Genomic DNA, 20,209 nt, shown 5'->3' with positions numbered 1-20,209 from the left:
CAGCGCGCACACACGAGACCGGCATTACCGGTCTCGTGGTACATCGCCACCCACCGCAATCGAGTCGCAATCTCACGGTCCATCGCTTCATTTTAGTTGAAACGATGTCTGTGAATCACACAGATCAGCCGCCGCGATACAGATTCGCCAGCGCGGCGATCTGCCCGTCCTTTTGCGCCTGCGCCAGTTCGTTGCGCACTTCCGCACGCGTCTTGCCCTGCTGGCGATGAACCTGCGTCTGGTTCTGATCGACATTCGTGGTGACATCGGCGTGCGCGACGCCGGCAATTGCGCTGAGTGCGAGAACCAGCGTGGTGATCGACTGTTTCATGATGTGCTCCTGGAGAAGAATGAGTAAGTAGCTGAAACTGGCGGCGCTTCGGATTGCTTGTTTCGTCTGCTGCCGTTGATGTATTTGAACCTGCTGGTGTATCTGGCTTGTTTCGAAATCGGCTTTGTTATGCAATGTTTTGTATCAAGCCCCATTCAGATACGTTGGGATACAAAGCTCATTTCCGCGCAAGCACTTTTCGGCAGCGGTGACTCCGGGCGGGAGCGGCCAATGAGTCCGTCGATCTCCACGCAAGCGCCGCACACGCCTGGTTTTCTGCGTCGGCCGCGCACACTGTATGCGCAGCTCGCGCTGATACTTGTCGTCGGTTTGGCGATTGCGCAGGCGGCGTCATTCTGGTTGACGGTGACCGAGCGCGACCAGAGCATGACAAACGTGATGACTGGATACGTCGAGCGCGAGGTGACGAGTTCCGTCGCGCTGATGGCATGTGAGCCGGTTTGACCGCTGAAAGCCTTGAAAAAGGACCAGTTTTGAGGGGCTGGCTGACTCCGCCGAGGCACTCATTGCATGGCTTTTCGTTAAACGATTTTTTGATCATCGAAGGCGGCGGACATCGGAACCTTTGGGAGTGCACCTTCTTGCGGGTTCCGAGCTACGGCGCGTGGCAGTGACAGCTTTTTGGATGCTCCACAGAAGGTTTCCAAAGTTCGCCTTGCTCCGGTCGGCATACCGCCACCATTTCCGCAATTCACGCATTGGTTTTTGGAAGGAGGCTCGCTAGACGTGCGTTTCGAATCGAAAAAGCATTGCCAACTTTTAGGAATCCACAAAAACAGCGCCATCTTGTGATTAAGTGTATGGAGCACTCCGATTGCCAACAAACGCCTATGAGACGACAGATTGGCCAGGGCTTTCCCCGACCCGGGACTGCGCTTCGCCGCATCGCAAAATGGCCTGAAACCTTTTTTTCTCGATGGTGCAGTCGTTCAAAGGGGTACTTTTTTGTGCGACGCGGTAGAAGATTTGCATTGACTCGATGGGCGGCGCCTGCTGTACTAAATCAACTGCCTGGACTTAATCGAGCGCCGACTTCAATCTCTGATAGGCCTCCCGTGGGCAATGCACTGGGCCAACTTATTGAAAAGTAAGTGCCATGTTTTCGTGTGTTTCTCAGCTTGGGAGCCGACCAAACCAGCTTGCGGCCCCGCAGCGTTCAGGCCAGCAAGCGTTCGGCAGTCCATGACGTCGTCGAAAACAACCGGAGGAGCATCCCCATGAATCTGAATTCCCGCAGGCAGCCTGTCGTCAGGAAAATCGTGTCTGTGTGCGTCGCGGCATCGGCGGTGTGGTGCGCGAGCGCGAGCCAGGCGGCCGATCAGCCGGTCGTCGGCCTCATCACCAAAACCGACACCAACCCGTTCTTCGTGAAGATGAAACAGGGCGCCGAGGCGGCCGCGTCGAAAGATGGCGCAAAGCTCGTGACGGCCGCGGGCAAGTTCGACGGCGACAACGCGAGCCAGGTCACCGCGATCGAAAACATGATGACGGCCGGCGCGAAAGCGATTCTGATCACGCCGAGCGACACCAAGGCGATCGTGCCGAGCATCAGGAAAGCACGCGCCGCCGGCGTGATGGTCGTCGCGCTCGACACCCCCACCGATCCGCAGGACGCCACGGACGCTCTGTTCGCCACCGACAACTTCAAGGCCGGCGTGCTGATCGGCAAATATGCGAAGGCGGCGCTGAACGGCAAGCCCGCGAAGATCGCCACGCTTGACCTCGCGCCGGGCGTGTCGGTCGGCGTGCTGCGGCACAACGGCTTCCTGGAAGGCTTCGGGATCAAGGAAGGCGATGCGTCGGTGGTCTGCAGCCAGGACACGCGCGGCGATCAGGCGAAGGGCCAGACGGCGATGGAAAACTGCCTGCAGAAGTCGCCCGACATCAACGTGGTCTACACGATCAACGAACCGGCCGCGGCGGGCGCGTACCGTGCGCTGAAGGCGGCGGGCAAGGACAAGGGCGTGATGATCGTCTCGATCGACGGCGGCTGCGAAGGCGTGCGCAACGTGAAGGCCGGCGCGATCGCCGCGACCTCCCAGCAATATCCGCTGAAGATGGCCTCGCTCGGCGTCACTGCCGGCGCCGATTATGCGAAGACCGGCAAGAAGGTCTCCGGCTATCACGACACGGGCGTGACGCTGATCACCGACAAGCCGATGCCCGGCATCGACAGCAAGGACACGAAGTACGGCCTCGACAATTGTTGGGGCAACAAGTAATCCGCACTGCCAGCGGCCCGCCGCCACGGGCCGCCATCTGACTTGCCGCGTGGCATCGCGCCACGCTTATGTGACGAGGACATCTATCATGTCGACACCTTCCGCGCCCGCCGGCCGTTCGCGTTCCTTCACCGACCATTTGCCGTCGCTCGCCGAGATCGGGCCGCTGATTGCGCTAGTGCTGGCGTGCGGCTTCTTCATCTCGCAGAGCAACCGCTTTCTGTCGTTCCAGAATCTCTCGCTGATCCTGCAGCAGACCATGGTGGTCGCGGTCATCGCGATCGGCCAGACCCTGATCGTGCTGACCGGCGGCATCGACCTGTCGTGCGGGATGGTGATGGCGTTCGGCTCGATCATCATGACCAAGTTCGCGGTCACGCTAGGCGTGCCGCCGATCCTCGCCATCCTGTGCGGGATCGCGGCGAGTACGCTGTTCGGCGCGCTCAACGGCGTGCTGATCACGCGCATCAAACTGCCCGCGTTCATCGTCACGCTCGGTACGCTGAACATCGCATTCGCGCTGACGCAAATCTATTCGAATGCGGAGAGCGTGTCGAATCTGCCGGACGCGATCATGTTCCTCGGCAACACGTTCAAGCTCGGGCCGGCAGAAGTCACCTACGGCACCGTCCTCACCTTGCTGATGTATCTGGCCACCTGGTTCGTGCTGCGCGATACGGTGCCCGGCCGGCATCTGTACGCGCTCGGCAACAATGCCGAGGCTGCCCGGCTGATGGGCCTGTCGTCGCAGAAGATCCTGCTCACCGTGTACTCGCTGGCGGGCGCCATCTACGGCATTGCCGCGCTGCTGTCGGTCTCGCGTACCGGGGTGGGCGATCCGCAGGCGGGGCAAACGGAAAACCTCGACAGCATTACCGCGGTCGTGCTGGGCGGCACGAGCCTCTTCGGCGGACGGGGGTCGATTGTCGGCACGCTGCTCGGCGCGCTGATCGTGGGCGTGTTCCGCAACGGCTTGACGCTAATCGGTGTTTCTTCGGTATACCAGGTATTGATCACCGGCATGCTGGTGATTCTCGCGGTCGCCGCGGACAAACTTTCCCATCGCCGCGGTTGATGATTCGCAGCAATGATCTGGCATGGCGCCTGAATCAGTGCTCAAGCGAGCACTACTCTGGCGACCGAAAATGTCTTGCATGGAGCCCGTGATGTCTACACCTCATACCGCTTCCCCCGCGATGCCCGTTCTGCAAGCGCGCGGACTCGTCAAACGCTATGGCAACGTGACCGCGCTCGACGGTTGCGACTTCGAAGTGCTGCCCGGAGAAATTCTCGCCGTGATCGGCGACAACGGCGCAGGCAAGTCGTCGTTGATCAAGGCGCTGTCCGGCGCGACCGTGCCCGATGAAGGCGAGATCCTGCTCGACGGCAAGCCGGTCAAATTCCGCAGCCCGCTCGACGCGCGCGCCCAGGGCATCGAGACCGTCTATCAGGAACTGGCAGTCGCGCCGGCCATGAGCATCGCCGAAAATCTGTTCCTTGCCCGCGAACTGGTGAAGCCCGGCTGGCGCGGCTCGCTCTTCAAGATGATCGACAAACGCCGGATGCTCGAAGAGGCGACCGCGCATATGAAAGGCCTGCAGATCGGCATCCGCTCGATGCGCCAGGCCGTCGAAACGCTCTCGGGCGGCCAGCGCCAGGGCGTCGCGGTGGCGCGCAGCGCGGCGTTCGCACGGCACGTGGTGATTCTCGACGAACCCACCGCCGCGCTCGGCGTGAAGGAAGGCAACATGGTGCTCGAACTGATCCGGCGCGTGCGCGATCGCGGCCTGCCGGTGATTCTCATTAGCCACAACATGCCGCACGTGTTCGAGGTCGCCGACCGAATCCATATCCAGCGGCTGGGGCGGCGCGCCGCGCTCGTCAACCGGAGCGACGTGCACATGTCGGAGGCGGTCGCGATCATGACCGGCGCGAAGGAAGCCGACGTCAAGGCGATTGCATGACCCACGCTTCCTGTTGAGCGGGCTCGCGACCATGGACACCACTGGCGCCCGCTCCCCTCTCAAACGCACCGTCGGTTCGAACCAGGTCGGCATGCGGCAGTTCAACGAGCGCATCGTGCTGCAGGCAATCCGCCTGCACGGGGCGCTGCCGAAAGCCGACGTGGCCCGCCTCACGCGCCTGTCGATGCAGACCGTGTCGATGATCGTGGAGCGTCTGATCGACGACGGCCTGCTCGAAAAGCTGGCCCGCGTGCGCGGCAAGATCGGCCAGCCGTCCGTGCCGATCGGTTTGCGCGCGGACGGCGCATACACCATCGGCATCAAGGTAGGGCGGCGCAGTCTCGATGTGCTGGCGATGGACTTCTCCGGCCACGTGGTGTGCCGCGATGTCTTCGAGTACGCGTATCCCGATCCGCGCACGCTGTTTGCCGCGCTCGAAAGCAAGCTCGCGCGCGTGAATCAGACGCTCGGCGCGAAGGCCGGCAAGGTGGTCGGTGTGGGCGTCGCGGCGCCGTTGTGGCTTGGCGGCTGGCGCGACTTTCTGGGCGCGCCGCCCGAGGCGCTCGAGGCATGGCACCAGATCGACTTGCGCACCCGCGTCGCGGCAATGACCGGCCTGCCCGTGGAATTCGCCAAAGACACCACCGCCGCGTGCGCCGCCGAACTCGTGATGGGCCAGGGCCGCGGCATTCATCACTTCCTGTATCTGTTCGTCGGCACGTTCATCGGCGGAGGCCTCGTGATCGACGGCCGCCTGCATGGCGGACCGCACGACAACGCAGGCGCAGTGGGCTCGATTCCGCTGGGCGACGGCAGCGCGCGCAAACCCGCCCGGCAACTGCTCCACGCGGCGTCGGGCTTCGTGCTCGAAAAGCTCTACAGCGATGCGGGCGCGCCGGCCGCCGCCGCGCACGATCATCGCGCGTTATCACCCGAGTTGTGGCGGCATACGGAGCAATGGCTCGATACCGCATGTCCCGCAATCGCCAACGCGCTGACCAACGCGGCCGCGTTGCTCGACCTCGAAGCGGTCGTGATCGACGGCGAACTCGACCGGCAGCTGCTGCGCGAAATCATTCGACGCACCGAGCGTGTGCTCGATCGCTTCGAATGGGAAGGGATGGTGCGACCGCAATTGCTGGAAGGCGCGATAGGCGCCGATGCGCGCGCGATGGGCGGCGCAATCCTGCCGCTCTACGCGCATTTCGCGCCGGTGCATGAGCTGTTTTTGAAGCCGGCGGTATCGGACGGGCAGTATTGAGCGCGCACGGCGGCGGTCATCCGCGCTTTTTTATCCGCCCGCCGCTCGCGTGGTCATTGCGCCGAGACCTTGGTAAGCGACGCCTGCTTCGTAGCCGGATTTTCCAGCAGCGGCTGCAATGCCGGCGCCAACGACTTCAGCAACTGCACGGATAACGCGCTCGTGAACTCGTAACGCGCCGCATACGGTTCATGCACCCAGGCGGTCAACGTGCCGTAGAAACGATCGCCCATCGCGAATACGAAGGTAGCGCTGCGATTCACCTTGCGCGACTCGATCAGGCGGCCGCCTTTGGCGAACACATTGAAGCGCTGATCGCCGGTGCCGGTCTTGCCATACACGGTGAGCGTCTGGCCGTCAGGGAACGTCATGCCTTGTGCGAGCCGCCTCGCCGTGCCGCCCGTCACGACGTCGCGCAGCAGCGTTCTCACCACGTCCGCGATTTCCGGCGACAACTGCTGCTGCGGCGCGACCGCGGCGCGCTGGAAGTGCGTCTCGTACGGCGTGTCTTTTGCGAAGTCGAGTTGTGTGAGGCTTTCGGTCGGCACCTTGTTGCCGTCGTTGGCGATGACGCCGATCAGTTGCGCCAGCGCGGCCGGGCGGTCGCCCGATGCGCCGATTGCCGCCGCATACGAAGGCGTGAGCGTCGCGAACGGATAGCCGAGCGCCTGCCACGATTTGCCGATCGCGTCGTACGCGCGCAATTCGACCATGCGTTTGATGCGACGGTCCTGCGTTGCGTGATAGCGCGTCTTGAAGAGCCACGAATACGTCGACAGACGCACATCGCGGCTCGCGTTCTGAATCTCGGCGAGTGTGGCGGGGGGATGCGCGCGCAGATAGTTGAGCGTCCACAGTTCCAGCGGATGCACGCTCGCGATGTAGCCGCGGTCGTTCAGATTGAAGCGGTCGATCGCATATTTGGCGTACAGGTTCGCGAGGTCCTCATCGTCGAGCATCGATGCGGCCGGCGTATTCTTCAACGCCGCGCGCATCTTCTCGTTGAACCACGCATTCGACTCGTCCGGCGCTACGCTGCGCAATACGGTCGCCACTTTCGGCGGCGACTTGCGCACGCCGAGCAGCAATAGCGCCAAGGCCTGATCCGGCGCCTTGCCGTGATACTTCGTGTAAAAGCGGTTCATATACACGCGGCTTTCCTGATCGGCGAAACGCGTCAGATACATTTTGCGGATCGCCGGATCGCCCAGCCATTGCGCCGATGGCCCCGTGGTTTGCACCATCTCGTAGTGAACGATGTCGCGCATCAACCGCACGAACACCAGATTCACCGAATGCTGGAATGCGCGATGAACGGTCAGGATACGGCTGTTGTCGTCGGCCTCGAAGTTGTTGAAGGTCTGCGCGCCACCGCCCGTGTAGAACGTCTCGCCGGGGCTTGCCGAGTACTTGCGCTCCACGGCCGCGTCGAGCATCGCCTGCAGCGAGCGGTCCGAGGTGTGCGACAGATAGTTGAGCGCCCAGCGCGTCAACTGATCGTTCGGATCGGGCTTCACGGCTTTGAGCTCCGCTTGGCTCAACGGTGCATAACGCCGGTGCAGATCGGACACGATCTGCAGATACGTCACCACGGTACGCAGTTTCGCGGTGGAACCGAGATTCAGGCGGGCACCCGAATTGATGTCGAACGGCTGGTTGACGCTGTCGGTCTGCACCCGCACGAGGTTCGCGCCGTCGCGCCGTTCGAACAGCGTGAAGCTGTACGCGATTCGCGACGGATCGTCCGACGGCCGCAGCATTTCGAAGCCGACCAAGCCCGCGGCTTTCGCGCCGTCGCGCGTGGCGGCGGCCGCAAGGCGTTCGCTGACGGCCTGCTGCACGTCATTGTTGAGCGTGCCCCGCGCCTGCAGGTCGAGTCGGTCGAGTTCATAGAAACTCGGAATGCCGAGCGCGCTCAGCAGATGCGAGCGCATCGACGTCACGGCCTTGCGCGACACGAACGAATCGGCACTCGGTTTGGCGGCGGGCGCGCGATGCAGTTCGACATGCGCGGAGAGCGCCGCGTCGCGCAGCGGTACAGACACGACCCCGCCGGCCGCCAGCAATCGCAGATAACTGTCGGTCAGCCGTTCCAGTTCGGCATAGCCGTGATGCAGGAAATACGACGGCGCACGCTGCGCGATCATCAGCGACAGCACCTCGCGGAACGCCTTGCCCTGCGCGTCCAGGTTCTGTTCGGTCGACGGCGCATTCAGCACGCGGTTGATGTCGCCGAAATCGCGGCCATACCATGCGGCGAGACCGTCGCCGATCCCGTTGATCTCGCCGATCCCCGGTTGCGCGGCGAGCGGCACCGAATTCAGATAGTGCACGACGACCTGCTGACGTGCGCTCAACGTCTGCGGACCGTTCAGATACGCGCGCACCGAAGCGGACGCGATCTGCCGCAGTTTCTCGCGCGGCGTCGCTGTGCGGCCGTCCGGCGAGTGGCGGAATTTTTCGATCTGCGTGGCGAGCGTGCTGCCACCCGGCGTTGCCTGATGATGGTTGAAGATGCGCGCGCCCTGGTCGGCCAACGCGCGGCTAAAGCGTCCCCAGTCGATCGCCGGGTTGCGGTTGGGCTGGCTCGTATCGAGCAGATAGCGGTCTTCGATGAACAGGAGCGAGTTGACGATCAGCGGGGGAACGGCGTCGAAGCTGTCATAGACGCGGCCCGGAAACTGCGCGCTGAATAGCGGCGCGCCAGTGCCGTCGAAAAGCTGCAGGCCGGCGGTATCTTTTTCCGCGTAGGGCAGGAACAACCCATAATCGGCCAATGACCGCATGCGCTCGGAATCGCGCGCCTGAGAGCTGATCTCGAAGCCCCGTTGCAGCAGACGCTGCTGGATAGCAGGCAGCAACGCATAGCCGAGGCGGTTGTCGTAGGGGCCGTTGTCTGCCTGGGGAAAACGGATGGAATGACTAGGACCTTCCTGGACGGAAAAGCCCACGTCGCGGGTCAGCTCGGAAAGGTAGCGCGCCTGCAGCCGCGATGTTTCGATCTCGACCTGGACGAAGTGCGCCCCGAGCGCCAGCGCGATCAGCAATGCTGCCGCGAGGCCCCATTTGAGCCACCGTCGGACAGGTGTCGTGCTGGTCGCGCGAAGCGGAAACCGAAGCAGTGGCCTATTCATGGCGCTCTCCCCCGAGCGTTGCCAAATTTCCAGACCTGAGTTACTTCTAATCAGTTTAGCGCGGAACGCCATCTCACCCTGGGGTCGGGTGTACCCCAGTGTCGCGGCTACAACACCCTTTCACCGCACGTGGCGAAACGCGAAGTGCCGTGCGATATTCAATGTCTTCCGGAAATCGGCAAAGCGCCGCTTCAGGCGGTTTTGCGTTCGGACGCCGCACGTTGTCGCGTTCGCGCGCGCGGCGCTTGCGCCATCTGCGCGCGCAGCAATTCGATGAACTGCACGGCCGGCGGCGACAGCACGCCGCCTTTGCGCGTCACCACGCCAAAAGTTTGCGAGGGCGACTTCAGCGTGACCGGTACCACCCGCAGCATCTTCTGCCGCACGAACAATGCGGCGATCGCGCTTGGCAACAGCGAAACGAGTTCGGAGCTGCTTGCCAGCAGCGCGACCGTGACGAAAGTGGAGGCCGTCGAGATGGGGTTGTCGGGCATAGCGAGTCCGGCGAGATCCATCTCCCGTTCGAGCAGCGCGTGCAGCGGCATGTGCGACGGATACACCACCCAACGGTGACCCGCCAGGTCGCGCAATTGCACCTGCTTGTTCGGCAACGGCGGATGACCGTAGCCGACCACCACCGACAATGGCTCGTCGCCGAGCGGGCGATAGTGGTACCTGGAAGGATCGGCGGCCACCGCCGCGCGGCCGATCATCAGATCGAGCCGGCCGTCGTCGAGTTGCGGCAGCATGCGCGCGCTGGTGTCTTCCACCACTTCGATCGACAGGTTCGGTTGCCCCGCATGCAAGCGGTTGAGCGCCGGCACCACGCACTCGGGAATCGCGCCCATGATCGCGCCGATCGCGAGCCGCCCGCCGCGCCCGGAGCGTATCTCGGCGACGTCCTGGCATAGCGCGGTCAGATCCGTTGCCACGAGGCGCGCGTAGCGGATCACGCAGTGGCCGAGCTGGTTGGGGATCATGCCGGTCTTCGAGCGCTCGAAGAGCGGCGCCTCCAGCATCGATTCCAGTTCCTGCAGCGCCTTGCTGGCCGCCGATTGCGTCATTGCCAGCGCGCCGGCGGCTTTGTGCAGCGACTTCAGGTCATCGAGCGCGATCAGCAATTGCAGCTGCTTCATGCGCAGCTTCGACAGCAGCACGTTCAGGGTGTCTTTCATTGGCGCAGGCGTGAATTGCGGGTGAGTCGTAAAAGCGATCACAGGATGGAAACAATTCAATATACCTGCGGTGCGCACCGCCGTATAGTCGGCGGTGGAGACATTCGAACTTTCGCGTTTCACTCACGGACAACGACATCACCATGACCCAGGCATCCCATCCTGCCGCGTTGCGCGGCGTGTTCCCCGTCGCGCCCACCATCTTCGACGAAGCCGGCCGGCTCGATCTGGAAGGCCAGAAACGCTGCATCGACTTCATGATCGATGCGGGTTCGAACGGCCTGTGCATTCTCGCGAACTTCTCCGAGCAGTTCGCCCTGTCCGACGACGAGCGCAACACGCTGATGCATGTCGTGCTCGAACATGTGGCAGGCCGGGTGCCGGTGATCGTCACGACCACGCATTTCAGTTCGTACCTGTGCGCCGAACGCAGCCGCAGCGCGCAGGCCGCGGGCGCCGCGATGGTGATGGTCATGCCGCCATACCATGGCGCGACGATCCGTGTCGGCGAGCGCGGCATCTATGACTTTTATCGTACGGTGTCCGATGCAATCCAGATTCCGATCATGATCCAGGACGCGCCGGTCAGCGGAACCGCGCTGTCCGCTCCGTTTCTCGCCCGCATGGCGCGCGAAATCGAGAACGTGTCGTACTTCAAGATCGAAGTCCCGCAAACGGCGAACAAGCTGCGCGAGTTGATCGAACTGGGCGGCGACGCGGTAGTGGGCCCGTGGGACGGTGAAGAAGCCATCACGTTGATGGCCGATCTCGACGCCGGCGCGACCGGCTCGATGACCGGCGGCGGCTACGCGGACGGCATCCGTCTGATCGTCGACGCGTACGCGGCAGGCGATACCGAAGCCGCCGCTGCGCATTATCAGCAGTGGCTGCCGCTGATCAACTACGAGAACCGCCAGGGCGGCCTCGCATCGTGCAAAGCGTTGATGAAGGAAGGCGGCGTGATTCGCTCCGACGCGGTGCGTCATCCGTTGCCGGCGATGCATCCGGCCACGCGCGAAGGCTTGCTCAAAATCGCACGACGGCTCGATCCGCTGGTGCTGCGCTGGGGCCACTGAAGCTCGTCTTTCGACGCATAGGGCGGCGCATATCTGCTGGGGTTCGAACGTGGGCCGCCCTACCTGTTCCGGTGCCGGCGCCTGCCGATCAATTGGCATGCCTGGCCGTCTTTGCCGCCCGGGCGCGGCTGGACGCGAGCGCGCGATTGCCGCTACCCTAGCCGTATGCAAAGCTATTACGAGGCCACCGTCAGCCGCTCGTCAGCCTATGCGCCGCTCGCCGGGCGACGTGGCGGCAACGTGTGCATCATCGGCGGCGGCCTGGCGGGCTTGTCGTGCGCATTGGGGCTCGCCGAGCGCGGCGTCGCGGACGTCGTCGTGCTCGAAGCGCAGCAGGTGGGCTTCGGCGCGTCGGGGCGCAACGGCGGCTCCGTGTTCGGCGGCTATAGCCTCGATTGCGCCGAGTTGCTGAAAACCCTCGGCCCCGTTCGCGCGCGAGAGCTCTATACGCTGACCACCGACGCGGTCGACCTGATGCGGGCGCGCATCTCGCGCTATGGCATCGACTGCGAGGCGACGGATGCCGGCGTGATCCTCGCGAACTGGTTCGACGATCCGGCCCGGCTCGACGCGCAACGGCAGCTGATGCGCGATTCGTTCGGCGTCGACTGGGAACCCGTTTGCGCGGCCCAGCTCGCCGCGCAACTGAAAACTCGCCGCTATCACGGCGGCCTGTTCGAGCGCAACGCGTTCCACTTTCATCCGCTCAAATACGTGCTCGGCGTCGCCGCCGCCGCAACCCAGGCTGGCGTGACGATCCACGAGCGCTCGCCGGTTCTGCGCTTGCAGCGCGCGGGCGCGGGCTTCATTGTGCACACGCCGCAAGGCGCGCTCGAAGCGCGCCACGTCGTGATGGCGGGCGGCGGTTATGCGCGCAACGTCTACGCGCGCGTCGAGCGCGCGGTGCTGCCCATTGCCACCTACGTGATGGCGACCGAGCCGCTCGGCGCGCGCCTGCAAGACGCACTCGGCACGCGCGCGGCCGTCTACGATACCCGCTTTGCTTTCGACTATTACAGGCCGTTGCCCGACACGCGCATCCTGTGGGGCGGCCGCATCTCGGTGCGCGAGCGCGCGCCCGCCACGATCGCCCGCTTGTTGCGGCGCGATCTGGTGAAGGTCTATCCGCAGTTGCGCGACGTGCGTATCGAGCACGCGTGGGGCGGCCTGATGAGCTATGCGCGGCACAAGATGCCGCAAATCGGCCGCAGTGGCGACGGCATCTGGTACGCGGTCGGCTTCGGCGGCCACGGCATGGCGCCGACCACCGTGTCGGGCGAACTGCTGGCGGCCGCCATCTCCGGCGAGCGCCCGGTGCCGGACGCGTTCGCGGCCTTCGGTCTCACGCCGGTCTACGGCGCGCTCGGTCTCGCCGCCGCACAACTGACCTACACGGCGATGCAGGCGCGCGATGCGATCGCCGCACGCCGACCGGGTGCGCACCGGGTCGCATGACACGTCGCAGGAGGTTGCCATTCGATGCCCGACACCCGCGCCAGAGGCCCATTTCACCATGCTAGAATGCGCGGTCACTGCCGCTCGAATACACAATGAAAAAGGGAAGCAAGGCCGCCGAGCCTGATACCAACGGCATCCCGTCCGACACGCCGCGCGGGGACGCCCGGCGCAAGTACGACCCCGAACAGACGAGGCGCAACATCCTCGAGGTCGCGACGCAGGAGTTCTCCGCGATGGGGCTGACGGGGGCACGCGTCGACGCCATCGCCGAACGCACGCACACCACCAAGCGCATGCTGTACTACTACTTCGGCAGCAAGGAAGGCTTGTATCAGGCCGTGCTGGAAAAAGTGTACGGCGACATTCGCGAACTCGAGCAGGATCTCCACGTCAGCGAACTCGATCCGGTGGAAGGCATGCGTACGCTAGTCGAGTTCACGTTCGACTATCACGACCGCCACCGCGACTTCGTGCGCCTCGTGACGATCGAAAATATTCACGGCGCGAAGTACGTCGAGCAGGTCAAGTCGTTCAAAGGCCGCAATGTCACCGTCATTCACACGATCGAAGATCTGCTCGCGCGCGGTATCGCGGCGGGGCAGTTTCGCGGCGACGTCGACCCGATCGATCTGCATCTGCTGATCAGCTCGCTGTGCTTTCACCGGGTCGGCAATCGCCATACGTTCGGCACCGCGTTCGGCCGCGATCCGTCGCATCCGCGCCTGCGTGCGCGGCATCGCGCGATGATCGTCGATGCCGTGCTGCGTTTCGTGCGCAAGGACGATTGAAGCGCGCCCGCGCCGTTGCGGGCCGCGCAATTGAAAAACGGGACGTGGCCTGGCACCACGTCCCGTTTGTTTTTGGCGTGAACAGAGCGCTCAATCCACTAGCACGATCCGTTTGATATCGCCGACGATAAAGATGTACGACAGCGCGCCGATCAGCGCGACCGCGCCGATGAACACCAGCGCGCCGACAAACGAGCCGGTTGCCGCGACGATGAAGCCCACCACCAGCGGCGTGACGATGCCGGCCAGGTTCGCGGCGAAGTTGAAAATGCCGCCCGTCACGCCGAGCAGGCCGTCGGGCGCGATGTCCGACACCAGCGTCCAGCCGAGTGCGGCCATGCCTTGCGCGAAGAAGGCCACCGACAGAATCGCGATCACCACCACGTTGCTCTGGACATAGTTCGCGAGAATGATGGTCGACGCGAGCAGCAGGCCCGCGATGATCGGCAGCTTGCGCGCGACGTTGGGCGACTTGCCGCGGCGCAGCAGCCAGTCGGAGAAGAAGCCGCCGAACATCACGCCGATCGACGCGGCGATAAACGGCATGATCGCGAAGAAGCCGATCTTCAGCCACGCCATATGGCGCTCGGTTGCCAGGTAGGTCGGAAACCAGGTGAGGAAGAACACCAGCGTCGAATTGCCGGCGAACTGGCCAAGGCAAATGCCGGTCAATTGACGATGCTTGAGCAGTCGTCCGATAGTGCGCCATTCGAAGCCGCTCTTCACGGCAACCGTCTCTGCACCCGTTGCGTCCGCGGCTTCCTTGCGATGGGTGAGGCCACCGCCCGCTTCGATATAGTCGAGTTCTTCCTGATTGGCGGACGGATGATCGCGCGGCTCACGATAGAGCATCCACCAGATTACGCCGAACACGATGCCCGCGCCGCCCACCACGTAGAACAGCGAGCGCCAGCCGAACGCGCCCATCAGCATGAACAGGAACGGGCTGAAAAACGCGAGGCCGATGTATTCGCCCACCGTGTAGGTGCCGGTCGCCATCGCGCGTTCGCTCTGCGGGAACCACGTCGCCACCACGCGGCTGTTGGTCGGAAAGCAAGGCGCTTCCGACACCCCGAGCCCGAGCCGGAAGGCGAACAGCGCGCCGACGCCGTGCACCAGCCCCTGGGCGAGCGTGCACAAGGACCAGAACGTCATCGACAGAAAGTAAGTGAGCTTGCTGCCGAAGCGGTCGAGAAACAGGCCGCCCGGAATCTGCGAGGCCACGTAGCTCCACGAAAAGACGGAGAACAGCAAACCCATCAGCGCGGCGTTGATGCCAAGTTCCTTGGTCAGTTGCGGCGCCGCAATGCCGAGCACCGTGCGGTCCAGATAATTGATCATCGTGCCTACCGCGAGCAGCCCGAGAATCTGGTAACGGGCTTTCGAGCGGCGGGCGCTACTCACCGTGCCGCCCTTTTGCAGCGGGGCGTCGGCGGGATTGGTGTGAATCGGTTGCGGCATGTCGGGCTAGTCTCCTCGAGCGGGTTATGTACCGGTCATACGCTACCGGTTAGCGAGTTCGCAGGGCATCCACCAAGGGAGCGATTACGGACGTTGCAACAACGACTGGAAATGGGTATACACGCGTTCGGCGTCCGGCTCGAGGCCGGTGAAGATGCGCATGGCGTCGACCGCCTGATAGACCGCCATCCCGCCGCCGCTCAGCGTGCGGCAGCCCAGTGCTTCGGCCGCCTGCAGCAGCGCAGTGCGAATCGGGAAGTACACGATGTCGGCGACCCACAGATCGCGATGCAGCAATTCGGCAGGCAGCGGCAAACCGGGCAGTTTTGCCATGCCGGTGGGCGTCGCGTGAATCAGGCCATTGGCGGCGGCGAGCGACTGCGCAAGCGAGCTGCCGGCGCTCACCTTGCTGGCAGGGAAACGCTTCTGCAGTTCGTCGGCAAGCGACGCGGCACGGGCGGCGTCCACGTCGAACAGCGTCAGCGATTGCGCGCCCATCGTGAGCGCCGCATGCGCGACCGCCGCGCCCGCGCCGCCCGCGCCCAACTGCACCACACGCTCCACCGACGCATCCGGCAAGCCGCGCTGGAATGCGCGCGCGAAGCCGGACCAGTCGGTGTTGTGGCCGATGCGCTTGCCGTCCTTGAACAGCACCGTGTTGACCGCGCCGAGCGCGCGCGCGTCGTCGGACAGCTCGTCGAGCAGCGCAATGACCGCCTGCTTGCAGGGGTACGTAATGTTCAGACCGTTGAAACCCATTCGTTCGGCGGCAAGCAGCAGATCGGGCAGCGCGGCGACGTCGAGCTTCAACGCCTCCAGATCGATCCGCCGGTACACGTAGTGCAGCCCGAGCCTGGTGCCCTCTTCTTCGTGCATCGCGGGCGTGAGCGACCCGCTGATACCCGAACCGATCAGACCGACGAGGTAGGAGTGCGCAGTGGCCTGGGAGCTGACCTGCGCGTTAGCCGCGGTGTTCGTCTGCAGGTTCATTTTGCAGCCTTGGTCTTAAGAATCGTCGCCATCCGCTCCAGAGCGAACACGTAGCCCTGCGTGCCGCAACCGACGATGATCGCGTCCGCCACCGCGGACACATACGAGTGATGCCGGAACGCTTCGCGGCGATGCACATTCGAAATGTGCACCTCGACGACCGGCTTGTCGATCGCGCTCAGCGCGTCGGCGATCGCAACCGACGTATGCGTGTAAGCCGCCGGATTGATCACGATGCCGTCGACCTTGGTGCGCGCTGCATGCAGCCAGTCGATCAGCTGATGCTCGGCGTTGGACTGGCAGAACTCGATGTCGAGGCCCAGGCGCTCGCCGGCATCGCGGCACAGCTTCGCGACGTCGTCGAGCGTTTCCGAGCCGTATATGGCCGGCTCGCGCGTGCCGAGCAGATTGAGGTTCGGTCCATTGAGGACCAGGACGGAGGCAAAACTCATGGTAGCGGCTCCTGCAAAGTAAGGCGCAAAGCACACCACGGCACCCGTGGCGCTTGCATCGTAAAGCGAAGTGTGCGCGCATTGGGCGCCGCCGTCATTCGGGGTTTATACGAATTTGTACCATCTAGTTAGTTTGTATAGACTGTCGCCACAGCCCGTTAGCGTGGGCGGTTCTGGCCTGCGTCTTGCTCGCTAAAAGTAACGGACTGGCTCACTTTGCGCATTGCAGCATGCGCGACTGCGACGCCTGCGCGCGCGCCGCCTGTCGAGCAACTTTCCGACTGCCGTTCTGTTTGTTTTTGCAGGAGCTCTCATGCAACGTTCCATTGCCACCGTGTCGATCAGCGGAACCCTCGTCGAAAAATTGACCGCGATCCGCGCGGCAGGCTTCGAAGGCGTCGAGATCTTCGAGAACGACTTGCTGTATTTCGACGGCTCTCCGGCCGATGTGCGCCGCATCGCCGCAGACCTCGGGCTGAAGATCCTGCTATTTCAGCCATTTCGCGACTTCGACGGCGTGAGCCCCGAGCGCCTGGAACGCAATCTGGACCGGGCGAAGCGCAAGTTCGACGTGATGCATGAATTGGGCACGGACCGCATTCTGGTGTGCAGCAACGTGTCGCCAGACACCATCGGCGACGATTCGCTGTTGATCGACCAGCTGGGCGCGCTCGCGCGTGCCGCCGAGGCCGCCGGCTTGATCGCCGGTTACGAAGCGCTGGCGTGGGGCAAGCACGTCAAGACTTATCGTCACGCGTGGAAGCTCGTCGATGCTGTGAACCATCCGAACCTCGGGCTCGTGCTCGACAGCTTTCACACGCTGTCACTGAACGATACGGTGGATGCGATCGCCGGGATTCCGGGCGAGCGCATCGCGTTCGTGCAGATCGCCGACGCGCCCAAGCTCGCCATGGACGTGCTCGAATGGAGCCGCCATTACCGCTGCTTCCCCGGCCAGGGCGATTTCGATCTGGCGAACTTCACCGCGCAGATCGTGAAAACGGGCTACAGCGGGCCGCTTTCGCTGGAAATTTTCAACGACGGCTTTCGCGCCGCGCCCACCACGACCACAGCCGCGGACGGCCATCGCTCGCTGCTGTTCCTGGAGGAGCAGACCCGTGCGCTGCTCGAAAAGCAGCAACAACCGGTCGGCGACCTGTACCGCTCGCCCGCCGCGCCCGCGCACGTCGGCTATCAGTTCCTCGAATTCGCGGTCGACCACAGCACCCGCGCGCAGCTCGCCGACTGGCTCGGCAAGCTGCGTTTCCGCCAGGCCGGCGAGCATCGATCGAAAGACGTGACGCTGTACCAGCACGGCGCGGCGTCGATCGTGCTAAATGCCGAGCCGGATTCGTTCGCCAACGCGTTCTTCCAGCAGCATGGCTTGTCGCTGTGCGCGTCGGCGTTTCGCGTGGACGACGCCAATCAGGCATTCGAGCGGGCGGCCGGCTTCGGCTATGCGCCTTTCTCAGGACAGATCGGCCCCGACGAGCGGGTGCTGCCCGCGGTGCAAGGTCCGGACAGCAGCCTGAACTATTTCGTCGACGAAACGCCCGACCAGCCCACGCTGTTCGAAGCCGACTTCGTCCTCACCGACATCAACGGCCCGACGGAGGTGGGACCGCTATCGCGCATCGATCACGTGTGCCTGTCCGTGCCGGCGAACGCTCTCGATACGTGGGTGCTCTTTCTGCGCACGGCACTCGGCTTCCAGGCAGAGCCGGGCGTGCTCGTGCCGGACCCTTACGGGCTGGTGCGCAGCCGCGCGCTGCGCAGCCTTGACGGGTCGGTGCGGATCGCGCTGAACGCGTCGGTGGATCGGCACACCGCAGTGGCCGAAGCGCTGCACACCTACCACGGCTCCGGGCTGAACCACGTTGCGTTCAGCACCGGCGATATTTTTAGCGCGATGGGCGAATTTATCGCCGACGGCCTGCCGGTGCTGCGCATTCCGCGCAATTACTACGACGACCTCGCCGCGCGTTACGCGCTGCCGGACCACATGCTGGAGGCGATGCTCGCGAACCATATCCTGTACGACCGCGATGAGCATGGCGGCGAATTTTTCCACGCTTATACGGAACAGCTCGACCAGCGTTTCTTTCTGGAGATCGTCGAGCGGCGTGGTGGTTATGACGGGTATGGCGCGGCTAACGCGGCGGTGCGGCTCGCTGCGCAGGCGCAGCGTCGCAAGTAGGCGGTTCCGGTCGTTCGGCTGAGTCTCGCGTTGGCTCGCCTCGAACACGTCATCTCCCTGGGCACCGCACATGCGCCATCTAATCGGCGCTTTGCGCGGCCCGATATAATGTCTCTCTGATTGCGACCCACGCCGCGCCGCGGCGCCCCGGTGCACACCGCATCCGCCCGTCGGCCGAATGAAACGCCAGGAGAGATATGAAGAAGTTTGCCGTAGTCCTGTCAGTTCCCGTGCTTCTCAGCGCTTGCGCGTACTTCCAGAAGGATCCGGATGCGGGCGAGCCCGTCACGGATACCACCACACAACGCTCCGTCGACGACGTCGTCGCCTGCATGACGCAAGTCGCGAACCAGCACAACGCCGCGTTTAAATCCACGGCGATCCCGCAGGGCCAGATGCTCGACTTCGGCGATTCCAACATCGTCAAGGTGCGCAGCGACAATGGCGCGACGACTTACCGTTACTATGCGGGCAAGCGCCATGTCAACAACCTGTGGCTTCAAACAGCCGGCAAAACTTGCGCGCCGTAAGCTTTTGCAGCCGACAAACAGTAAGCGCGACGGTGGGGAAGATGCTGTGCTGCCATCTTGATGTCACAGTGTTACAGGACAGTGGAGTCTTAAGAATCGTTTAAGACTTCGTCCGCATCATCGCCGGACACTATCCCGCTACAGGCGCGCACCATGAAGCAACCCGATCAAGATACAAACGACACATCGGCTCCGGCAAAGCGCCCTACCATGCTTCGCCGTCTGCTGAGTCACCACGAACTGGCAACCCTGTTGCTCTTGCTGCACGCACCGATCGACGCATCCGCCAAACCCGAGATCCCGCAACTGTACGAAGCGGGCCTCGTCGAAACGGTGTCCGGCGATGCAGGTGGCTCGCATATCCGTTTGACCAGCGAGGGCAATGCTGTGCTGCGCGGGCTCGGCGTCAAGTAACACAGGCCCATCGCCTTACGTCACGTCGCCAACTCGCGTGTGTTGCGCGGCACGAGTCACAAGGCAGAACGATCACAGCGCCACGCTGAAAGCCCTACGTGCTAGCCCTCGCACGCGTAGCGCGCATACCTCGCGACATCCCTCCCCGTTCTCAAACGGCCAGCCAATCGCTTCAGGCCCGCCACGCTCCACACCCTGCGTCACGCAGGGCAATCGCGAGTTGCACTTCCATATCCTGAGCGCCGCGATAAGGCGTGGGATTGAACACTTCATACAGTTCAGGCACGAGGCGCCGAGCGTGCCGAACATCCGTACCGGCTCGTCGTCACCAGGTCAGTGAGAGTTCGGCGCAATTTTTGACAGTCGGACAGGTGGTTTGGCCGGGGCCTGAGGCAGCGATAATGCTGGCAAAGGAACCGAGGAAATGACGAACGGGTCCCACGGACCCACTCAGCTGTGTTCACAGCGGTGGCGTCGGCAGCGGTCAAAGGCGAGCGAACGCTGGACGAACCGGAGCAGGCGTTTGATGTGCATCCAAACCGGATCGGTGTAGATCCGATACTTGCCCGGCTTGTCCGCGATCCATCACCGGACCGCTTCGCCAGACGGGGTCCCAAACGCAGAAACCCCACCTTTTGGGGGTGGGGTTTCTGTTCACTGCTGGGGAGCCTGACGATTACCTACTTTCACACGGGCAATCCGCACTATCATCGGCGTGGAGTCGTTTCACGGTCC

At 63.6% G+C, this 20,209-nt stretch carries 16 protein-coding genes and 1 pseudogene; 11 read left to right on the top strand and 6 right to left on the bottom strand.

Annotated elements, in window-relative coordinates; translation table 11 throughout:
* Positions 1 to 124: 124 nt before the first annotated feature.
* Positions 125 to 331 carry a DUF4148 domain-containing protein gene (locus tag ABQJ48_RS36160; protein WP_367842690.1) on the bottom strand — a complete coding sequence of 69 codons (207 nt, stop codon included), beginning with the start codon at positions 329 to 331 and terminating at the stop codon, positions 125 to 127.
* A 231-nt stretch (positions 332 to 562) separates the two neighbouring features.
* Here ABQJ48_RS36160 and ABQJ48_RS36155 point away from each other — a divergent pair.
* From ABQJ48_RS36155 to ABQJ48_RS36135, 5 genes and pseudogenes are all read left to right on the top strand, one after another.
* A pseudogene (locus ABQJ48_RS36155) lies at positions 563 to 778 on the top strand (two-component sensor histidine kinase); the annotation flags it as partial.
* Between the two features lie 791 nt (positions 779 to 1,569).
* Positions 1,570 to 2,574 carry a sugar ABC transporter substrate-binding protein gene (locus ABQJ48_RS36150; RefSeq protein ID WP_367842689.1) on the top strand — a complete coding sequence of 335 codons (1,005 nt, stop codon included), beginning with the start codon at positions 1,570 to 1,572 and terminating at the stop codon, positions 2,572 to 2,574.
* An 88-nt stretch (positions 2,575 to 2,662) separates the two neighbouring features.
* On the top strand, positions 2,663 to 3,649 hold the full coding sequence (locus tag ABQJ48_RS36145) for an ABC transporter permease (RefSeq protein WP_367842688.1): 987 nt from the start codon (positions 2,663 to 2,665) through the stop codon (positions 3,647 to 3,649).
* A 91-nt stretch (positions 3,650 to 3,740) separates the two neighbouring features.
* Positions 3,741 to 4,538 carry an ATP-binding cassette domain-containing protein gene (locus ABQJ48_RS36140; protein WP_367842687.1) on the top strand — a complete coding sequence of 266 codons (798 nt, stop codon included), beginning with the start codon at positions 3,741 to 3,743 and terminating at the stop codon, positions 4,536 to 4,538.
* 31 nt (positions 4,539 to 4,569) lie between these two features.
* Positions 4,570 to 5,799: an ROK family transcriptional regulator gene (locus tag ABQJ48_RS36135; RefSeq protein ID WP_367842686.1), complete on the top strand. Its 1,230-nt coding sequence runs from the start codon at positions 4,570 to 4,572 to the stop codon at positions 5,797 to 5,799.
* A gap of 53 nt (positions 5,800 to 5,852) precedes the next feature.
* On the opposite strand, the gene ABQJ48_RS36130 is transcribed toward ABQJ48_RS36135, so the two are convergent.
* Both ABQJ48_RS36130 and ABQJ48_RS36125 read right to left on the bottom strand, forming a co-directional pair.
* The gene (locus tag ABQJ48_RS36130; protein ID WP_367842685.1) at positions 5,853 to 8,933 is read right to left on the bottom strand and encodes a transglycosylase domain-containing protein; all 3,081 of its coding nucleotides are present in this window, start codon (positions 8,931 to 8,933) and stop codon (positions 5,853 to 5,855) included.
* A gap of 191 nt (positions 8,934 to 9,124) precedes the next feature.
* Positions 9,125 to 10,108 carry a LysR family transcriptional regulator gene (locus ABQJ48_RS36125; protein WP_367842684.1) on the bottom strand — a complete coding sequence of 328 codons (984 nt, stop codon included), beginning with the start codon at positions 10,106 to 10,108 and terminating at the stop codon, positions 9,125 to 9,127.
* 143 nt (positions 10,109 to 10,251) lie between these two features.
* On the opposite strand from ABQJ48_RS36125, the gene ABQJ48_RS36120 reads away from it, so the two are divergent.
* The 3 genes from ABQJ48_RS36120 (at position 10,252) to ABQJ48_RS36110 (ending at position 13,430) form a co-directional block, all read left to right on the top strand.
* Positions 10,252 to 11,184, top strand: coding sequence for a dihydrodipicolinate synthase family protein (locus tag ABQJ48_RS36120; RefSeq protein WP_367842683.1), 933 nt, complete (start codon positions 10,252 to 10,254; stop codon positions 11,182 to 11,184).
* 165 nt (positions 11,185 to 11,349) lie between these two features.
* Entirely contained in the window at positions 11,350 to 12,639 is a 1,290-nt protein-coding gene (locus ABQJ48_RS36115) for an NAD(P)/FAD-dependent oxidoreductase (protein ID WP_367842682.1), read from the top strand.
* A 95-nt stretch (positions 12,640 to 12,734) separates the two neighbouring features.
* Complete coding sequence (locus ABQJ48_RS36110; protein WP_367842681.1) at positions 12,735 to 13,430, top strand: TetR/AcrR family transcriptional regulator; 696 nt, start codon at positions 12,735 to 12,737, stop codon at positions 13,428 to 13,430.
* A gap of 90 nt (positions 13,431 to 13,520) precedes the next feature.
* On the opposite strand, the gene ABQJ48_RS36105 is transcribed toward ABQJ48_RS36110, so the two are convergent.
* The 3 genes from ABQJ48_RS36105 to aroQ all read right to left on the bottom strand — a co-directional run bounded on the left by ABQJ48_RS36105 (position 13,521) and on the right by aroQ (position 16,333).
* Positions 13,521 to 14,891: an MFS transporter gene (locus ABQJ48_RS36105; protein ID WP_367842680.1), complete on the bottom strand. Its 1,371-nt coding sequence runs from the start codon at positions 14,889 to 14,891 to the stop codon at positions 13,521 to 13,523.
* Positions 14,892 to 14,975: 84 nt separating this feature from the next.
* Positions 14,976 to 15,881 (bottom strand): shikimate dehydrogenase, encoded by a 906-nt coding sequence (locus tag ABQJ48_RS36100; RefSeq protein WP_367842679.1) that lies wholly within the window; start codon positions 15,879 to 15,881, stop codon positions 14,976 to 14,978.
* Positions 15,878 to 16,333, bottom strand: coding sequence for a type II 3-dehydroquinate dehydratase (gene aroQ, locus ABQJ48_RS36095; RefSeq protein ID WP_367842678.1), 456 nt, complete (start codon positions 16,331 to 16,333; stop codon positions 15,878 to 15,880). The genes ABQJ48_RS36100 and aroQ overlap by 4 nt, the downstream gene beginning before the upstream one ends.
* A 313-nt stretch (positions 16,334 to 16,646) precedes the next feature.
* Between aroQ and ABQJ48_RS36090 the strand changes: the two genes are divergently transcribed.
* The 3 genes from ABQJ48_RS36090 (at position 16,647) to ABQJ48_RS36080 (ending at position 19,474) form a co-directional block, all read left to right on the top strand.
* Positions 16,647 to 18,530 (top strand): bifunctional sugar phosphate isomerase/epimerase/4-hydroxyphenylpyruvate dioxygenase family protein, encoded by a 1,884-nt coding sequence (locus tag ABQJ48_RS36090; RefSeq protein ID WP_367842677.1) that lies wholly within the window; start codon positions 16,647 to 16,649, stop codon positions 18,528 to 18,530.
* Between the two features lie 197 nt (positions 18,531 to 18,727).
* Entirely contained in the window at positions 18,728 to 19,060 is a 333-nt protein-coding gene (locus ABQJ48_RS36085) for a hypothetical protein (RefSeq protein ID WP_367842676.1), read from the top strand.
* A gap of 153 nt (positions 19,061 to 19,213) precedes the next feature.
* Complete coding sequence (locus ABQJ48_RS36080) at positions 19,214 to 19,474, top strand: hypothetical protein (protein ID WP_367842675.1); 261 nt, start codon at positions 19,214 to 19,216, stop codon at positions 19,472 to 19,474.
* Positions 19,475 to 20,209: the final 735 nt, after the last annotated feature.

The sequence above is a fragment of the Paraburkholderia suaedae genome, assembly GCF_040812055.1.
GTDB lineage: Bacteria > Pseudomonadota > Gammaproteobacteria > Burkholderiales > Burkholderiaceae > Paraburkholderia.
Note: the sequence above shows the minus strand (reverse complement) of the source record. Positions and strands in the feature narration are given on the sequence as shown.